Origin of the sequence: Marinovum sp. 2_MG-2023 (assembly GCF_030548265.1) — a bacterium.
GTDB lineage: Bacteria > Pseudomonadota > Alphaproteobacteria > Rhodobacterales > Rhodobacteraceae > Marinovum.
Map to the genome: position 1 here is coordinate 1 of NZ_JAUOSD010000060.1, position 4,123 is coordinate 4,123.

Consider the following 4,123-nt stretch of genomic DNA (forward strand, 5'->3'; position numbering starts at 1 on the left):
CGAAAAGCCTGACCTCAAAGGCGCTTGCGCCGAATTTGGAAGTCCCAGTTCTGCATTCGCAAACGTCAGTTTTTCAACAGAATCGGCGGGAACCGGACCTTCGCTGCGCCTGCGACAAGAATGCAATCGAGTATCGAAATCGGAACTTCCAAGGAGACCAACGGGGCTTCTCAGCTTCGCTCTATCAACTTGCGGTCCTGTAAATTCCAGGGCGCGGGCATCTACCGATAGAGGGTTACGACAGGCGTGGTACTTGATATGGTGTCGAACAAGAGCTTGTGTTGCAACATTTAGAGCCAGATCCTCGCATGGTTGAATTTGAACCGGCATGTAAAGAAGTCGCGACTGACACCGTCCAATCTGCGATCGAATTCGAAAATGCCCCGAAGCTTGACCCAATTCAAATCGTGGCCACTTACGATGCTGACCAGTGGGAAGATTTTACTCATGAATGGGTGCACTCCCTAAAAGACGATTACATCGACGTTGAGCGCGCAACCGGTGCAGGTGACAAGGGCATTGACGTTGCTGGCTTTTGCGACAACGATCGATTGGCAGGAGAATGGGACAATTATCAGTGCAAATGCTATCAACGAAAGCCGCTTAGTTTTGGCGACGTTTCACCAGAAATCGGGAAGATACTCTGGTACTCATTTTCGGGTGTCTACACCGCACCTAGGTATTGCTATTATATTTCCCCAAAAGGCGCCTCGACCACACTGTCGCTCCTGGTGAACCATGCTCCAAATCTTAAGGCCAAGGTCATTGAGGAATGGAATAAAATGATATCAGGCAAAATCACCGACACTCAGAGGGTTGCGTTGTCGGGAAATTTCCTGAGATACGTGGAAGGGTTCGATTTTCGAATTTTCAGAATTCCCTCAACGCGTTGGACGTTGGAACAGTACAGAACGAAAACTCTGTTTTTCAATGCACGGTTCGGCGGCGGCCTGCCACCGCGACCGAAACCAGAAAAGCCACCTGAAGAGGTCGCGGAAGACGAAAAAACGTATGTGGACTGCCTGCTAGAAGCCTATGCTGAGCACAAAGGCGTCGAAGCTCTTCGAGTCAGTGATCTGCCCAAATGGCGTCCGCTCAATGACCATCTCAAGAGGTCAAGAGAGGCCTTTTTCGACGCCGAGGGGCTACGTGTATTCGTTCGCGACAAAACGGAACCCGGCACGTTTGAGTCTTTGCAAGATGAAATGTATGGCGGGGTTGTAGACACCAGCGATAGGCCTCATAAAGACGGCTTCGAACGGGTCTTGGCCGTTACTGACAAAGCGCAAAGCCTTGCATTGGACGCACACCCGCTGAACAAGGTGGCGCTACCCACAGCACGTAGGGGCGTTTGTCACCAGCTTGCTAATGACGGTAAATTGGTATGGAAGCAGTAGCGGACCGAAAGATTGCACCATTCAACGGCCCAGTTGAAACTGGGATGCGTGCTGTCGTTTGCCTACATGCATGTTTTCCCAATGAGCTGGATATTCAGCGGCTCACGGCGCTAGACTACCTCATTGTGCGGACAAGCCTTCTCGACGGGCCGCCTGATCTTCACCCGTCAACGCCTATCATGACGCCCGTCACGCAGGTGCGCCGCAAGGCGGTGTACGCCGCCCTCGACCTGATGATGTCTCGTGAGTTGGTGGAGCGCACGATCACCGAACAGGGCATCTACTATCGTGCAGGGGAGTATTCTTCGTTCTTTGTTGACGCTCTGAGCACGTCATACGCGCAACAGATGTTGTTCCGCGCAAGATGGATTGCCGACTACTTTACGGCCTACGACGACGAAGCCTTTGAAAGCCTAATGAATGACCTGTTGGATGACTGGGTGGCTGAGTTCCAGGATGAGAACGCGGGCGTCGAATGAAATACTCTGGCCTTCAAATCAAGAGCCTTGCTTTCCATGGGCCTGACAAAAAGCCCGCGGTCGTTCGTTTTCAAGATGGGTTGAACGTCATCTATGGGGCGTCTGACACTGGGAAATCGTTCATCGTTGAAGCCATTGACTACATGTTCGGCGCGAAGGGGCCACTTAAAGATATCCCTCAGGCTGTGGGCTATGACCAGATCCTTTTGGCCCTTCAGTTTTCGGCATCCGATATCATCACAGCTCGACGCAGCATGGATGGTGGCAGCTTTGAGGTTTTTGAAGGCGCGTTTTCTGATGAACTACCCGAAACTGAGGGCCAGGTTCTCAGCGAAACGCATAGTTCAAGAGACTCTGACAATCTGTCGGCGTTTTTGTTGGGAAAAATTGGCCTCACAGACAAGAAGATCAGAAAAAATGCGAAAGACGAGACGCAAAATCTCAGCTTCAGAAATCTGGCGCGCTTATGCATCGTCAACGAAGAAGAGATTATTCAAAAGCGCTCGCCACTTTCCGACGGGAACTACACAGCCGACACCGCCAATACATCGGTATTCCGACTGCTTTTGACTGGCGTCGATGATTCCGCGCTGGTCGCAAGCCAGAAAAAGTCACCGGAAGAACAAAAGCGCGAAGCTCAGTTGGAGTTATTGGACCAACTGATCAGCGAGACCGAGCGCAAAATCAAAGAGATCAGCGGTTCAAAAGATGATCTGACCAGTCAGGAAAAACGCTTGAACGCCGCCATGGATGCCCGATCAAACCAGCTTGCGGTGACAGAAGACTACTATCGGCGCGTGTCTTCTGACCGGCGGAACCTCATGAAGCGCAGGGAAGAGAACCGTAATCGCTACACCGAAGTTGTAACGCTTCTTGAACGCTTCAAGCTGCTGCGTGAGCACTATCACTCTGACATGGAACGCCTGATGAGTATCCGTGAGGCAGGCAGCATTATTGCTACCATTGATGCTGACGTTTGCCCACTCTGTGGAGCAGACGCAGAGCACCACAAATACGGCGCCACGTGCGACAACGACGTGGCGCGAGTGACCGCCGCTGCAGATTCAGAAATCGAGAAAATCGAACGTCGAGCGGAAGAGCTTTCAGAGACAATCGACGCCTTGGTCAAAGAGAGAAATAAGTTGGAGCGTGCGCTTCCCCAGATCGAAGATAACTTGAAGGAAAAGAACACTGAACTGCAGACTGTGATTGCACCTGATCTGCGAAAGCTCAGAACGTCCTATAAAGATCTTGCAGACAAGGGAGCCGATGTACGTGAGGCGCTTGGTCTACTCGACACGAAAAGCGACCTGTTGGACCGTAAGACGCGCCTTGAAAACGCAAATTCCCAAGTGTCAGAATCGAGCGAAACGCCGGTTACCACTCTAACGGACACTATGGTGTCGCCGTTTTCCAAACTCGTGCGTAGGACGCTTCAAGACTGGGGCTTCCCCGGCGCAGACCGAGTACATTTTGACCTTCAAGCCAAGGACCTGGTCATCTCAGGAAAGCCGCGCGTATCGTATGGTAAAGGCCTGCGTGCGATCACTCAGGCTGCCTTTTCAATTTCGCTGATGGAGTATTGTGCGGGTAAGGACTCGCCCCATCCGGGGTTTGTCATTTTGGACTCGCCGTTGCTGTCTTACAAAGAGCCAGAAGGGCCAGAAGACGACCTGTCCAGGAGTGATCTGAACGGGAACTTTTATCGCTTCCTTCTTCAGTTGAAGGGAGATCGGCAGGTAATCATCATTGAGAACGCAGACCCACCTTCGGATGTTGAGCTTGGGAACCGCGTTGAACACTTTTCTGGGATGGAAGCTGAAGGTCGATTTGGACTGTTCCAAGTCTAATCCACTTACGCATTCGCACGTGCAGCGAATGTCCTTTCTGACGGGCTGCAGCGCAGCAGCCAATGACCACGCGAAATGTCGGCTTCGGGCCGTGAGCGTCGATTGTCACTGGGGGCGTATTTTGTTGAAAAACTCCTCCTTGATTGCGGCCTGAACTACTGATTCAATTCCCGCATTGGGCGGGAGGATTTGCGATGATGGGACCAAGGCAGGCGGCGCAGCCGTCGCTGTTCTACGAGTTCTCGCTGGAAGATCATGTCCCTCAGGATCACCTTCTTCGGTCCATCGACCGTGACCTGCCCCCTGCTGGTCCCTCATTTATAATGAGAGTCTGCAGGTTGAATCTGGGTATTCGGCTTCCGCGTCTGACGCAAGCGCGCCGGGCGCGGAGTCTTCA

5 protein-coding genes are annotated in these 4,123 nt (G+C 52.3%); all 5 read left to right on the top strand.

From position 1 onward, the window contains the following. A partial coding sequence (locus Q4577_RS23495; protein WP_303473330.1) for a hypothetical protein occupies positions 1-203 on the top strand: 203 nt, incomplete at its 5' end. A gap of 105 nt (positions 204-308) precedes the next feature. Continuing rightward, entirely contained in the window at positions 309-1,397 is a 1,089-nt protein-coding gene (locus Q4577_RS23500; protein ID WP_303473328.1) for an ABC-three component system protein, read from the top strand. Continuing rightward, positions 1,385-1,876, top strand: a complete 492-nt coding sequence (locus Q4577_RS23505; RefSeq protein ID WP_303473326.1) for an ABC-three component system middle component 2 — start codon at positions 1,385-1,387, stop codon at positions 1,874-1,876. Before Q4577_RS23500 ends, Q4577_RS23505 begins: the two co-directional genes overlap by 13 nt. Beyond that, on the top strand, positions 1,873-3,726 hold the full coding sequence (locus tag Q4577_RS23510) for a hypothetical protein (RefSeq protein WP_303473323.1): 1,854 nt from the start codon (positions 1,873-1,875) through the stop codon (positions 3,724-3,726). Before Q4577_RS23505 ends, Q4577_RS23510 begins: the two co-directional genes overlap by 4 nt. Positions 3,727-3,920: 194 nt before the next feature. Then, on the top strand, positions 3,921-4,123 hold a 203-nt coding region (locus tag Q4577_RS23515; RefSeq protein WP_303473321.1), incomplete at its 3' end, for a hypothetical protein.

Bases quoted from the DNA above. Each gene is read 5' to 3' on its own strand.
- Q4577_RS23500 (WP_303473328.1), top strand. From the start codon at position 309: ATGGTTGAATTTGAACCGGCATGTAAAGAAGTCGCGACTGACACCGTC.
- Q4577_RS23510 (WP_303473323.1), top strand. From the start codon at position 1,873: ATGAAATACTCTGGCCTTCAAATCAAGAGCCTTGCTTTCCATGGGCCT.
- Q4577_RS23505 (WP_303473326.1), top strand. From the start codon at position 1,385: ATGGAAGCAGTAGCGGACCGAAAGATTGCACCATTCAACGGCCCAGTT.